Source organism: Acetomicrobium mobile, from assembly GCF_937920065.1.
The window spans coordinates 1-1,815 of the sequence record NZ_CALETC010000037.1 but is presented as its reverse complement, the minus strand read 5'-3'; the positions used below and the strand labels follow the sequence as shown (position 1 = coordinate 1,815).

General features: G+C 42.9%; 5 protein-coding genes and 1 pseudogene. 5 read left to right on the top strand and 1 reads right to left on the bottom strand.

Features of this window, described 5'->3' with window-relative positions; all coding sequences use genetic code 11:
• A partial coding sequence (locus tag Q7P41_RS01655) for a type II toxin-antitoxin system RelB/DinJ family antitoxin (RefSeq protein WP_303881650.1) occupies window positions 1–137 on the bottom strand: 137 nt, incomplete at its 3' end.
• Between the two features lie 80 nt (window positions 138–217).
• Here Q7P41_RS01655 and Q7P41_RS12675 point away from each other — a divergent pair.
• From Q7P41_RS12675 to Q7P41_RS01635, 5 genes and pseudogenes are all read left to right on the top strand, one after another.
• Window positions 218–406: pseudogene (locus tag Q7P41_RS12675) on the top strand (hypothetical protein); the annotation flags it as partial.
• Between the two features lie 23 nt (window positions 407–429).
• On the top strand, window positions 430–615 hold the full coding sequence (locus Q7P41_RS12670; protein ID WP_369693123.1) for a type II toxin-antitoxin system RelE/ParE family toxin: 186 nt from the start codon (window positions 430–432) through the stop codon (window positions 613–615).
• 29 nt (window positions 616–644) lie between these two features.
• Window positions 645–944, top strand: coding sequence for a HigA family addiction module antitoxin (locus Q7P41_RS01645; RefSeq protein ID WP_303881648.1), 300 nt, complete (start codon window positions 645–647; stop codon window positions 942–944).
• A gap of 198 nt (window positions 945–1,142) precedes the next feature.
• Window positions 1,143–1,442, top strand: a complete 300-nt coding sequence (locus Q7P41_RS01640) for a UPF0175 family protein (protein ID WP_303881647.1) — start codon at window positions 1,143–1,145, stop codon at window positions 1,440–1,442.
• Window positions 1,443–1,604: 162 nt separating this feature from the next.
• Complete coding sequence (locus Q7P41_RS01635) at window positions 1,605–1,802, top strand: type II toxin-antitoxin system Phd/YefM family antitoxin (RefSeq protein ID WP_303881646.1); 198 nt, start codon at window positions 1,605–1,607, stop codon at window positions 1,800–1,802.
• The last annotated feature ends 13 nt before the right edge of the window (window positions 1,803–1,815 follow it).

Below are 1,815 nucleotides of genomic sequence, written 5' to 3'. Positions count from 1 at the left end.
ATTCGAACCAAGAGCATTCGAACGGCATCAGAGACTGAAAGGCCCATCCTATTTAGCGCTTTTGATGCTCTTTCTTTTGTATCGCTGTCTATTCTTACCCGAATCGACGAATCGCAAGTGCGCCTCAATCCAAACACCTCCTGTTTGTGGTAACATTGTAGCCATATTACTTTTGATCGTCAAGGGGCAACACTGACACTGGGGTTTGCCATTGCAAATGTCTGCTTCCTATGAAGGCCTACGATACAATAGACAGTTTATAAAGGAATTTCTACCAAAAGAGCTTTCAAGCCAAATAGACCTAAATGGCATGAAGCCAATCCCCACCGAAAAGGTCAAAGGCTACAACAAATATTACATGGACACAGCTGTAGAATGTAAAATAGCTGATACTAAAGGACAGCTTTGCTTCGTATTTGAGCATAAGTCATACCCGGATCCTGGAGTTCTTCTTCAACTATTAAAGATTTACGAATCCCTCCAGCGAATAGGCTGGAGAAACTTAGCGGCGACAGAAGCAAACAATGGAGCATTCGTATCAATGAACAGTATCGCGTGTGTTTCGAATGGATGGGAAACGACGTCTATAATGTCGAAATTGTCGATTATCACTGAATGTTTGTTGAAAAGGGGTAATTAATATTATGACTGATAAATTGCGTCCCGTACACCCGGGAGAAATATTGCTTGAAGAGTTCCTAAAACCGTTAGGCTTGAGTCAGAACAGATTGGCGATCGAGATAGGAGTTGATGCTCGTCACATCAACGAGATCGTGCAAGGAAAACGTAGCATAACGGCGGATACCGCATTGCGCCTTGCACGCTTTTTCGGAACGTCGCCTCAGTTTTGGCTCGGCCTGCAAAAGGATTATGACCTTCAAGTTGCCCTTGACACGCTCGGGGAACGTATCGAGCGGGAAGTAAGGCCTCTGCGTGCAGTTTAAGAACAACGTAGTCAGGTCTTTAACCTTGAATTTTAGGTTAGCGGGGTAATCTTATTTTGGTAGACCCCAAAGTTTTCCTTATTGCATGGGCGAAGTTATGTCGAAACTTTTGGCTTTGCTATGATAAAAATAAGTCAGGCAGTATATAAGGATGTTATTAGAGTAACTGTATAATGGATTTGAAAAGAGGTGAGGGCAATGGAAATGATATTGGATAAAATCGAAGAGATATTACTTGAGCTGGGGAGATACCCTGGCAAAAGAGAGTTAATAGAAGATGCATTGCGTGCCTTAATTCGAGAAAAGCCAGAGCTTAAGATGGATGTAGCTGTCGAATTGTACAAAAGAGGAGAGGTTTCTCTCTCCAGAGCAGCTGAGATCTGTGGCTTAAACATAGAGGATTTTCGGGAACTGCTAAAAAGCAGGGGCATCAAAGTTACTGTTCCGACCATATCGAGGGATGAGATCGACGAAGAAGTAAAGAGGATTTTAGGATGATCATCTTCGATACGGACATTTTGAGCATGTTTGCAAAATTTGATGAAGTTGAACTGTTAAACCTTCTTTTTAAAGAAGATATTGTGTAATGAATGGGGTCGGATCTTTAATCTTGAATGTCCCGGCTGAATACCTTTAAAGGTGTAACGGAGGTTTTTGTAAATGCCAAAATTCAAAACTAAAGATGTGACCCCAGTTGCAAGGGCAGGTAAACCTGTCGCCCGACTGGTGCCGATAGAAAGACAGACAGCACAGCGAATCCCCGGAAGTGCAAAGGGGAAGCTGGTCATCGCTGACGACTTTGATGCGCCGCTTCCTGAAGATATCCTTAATGAATTTGAAAAATGCGACTGCTGTTAGATACCCACGCGTT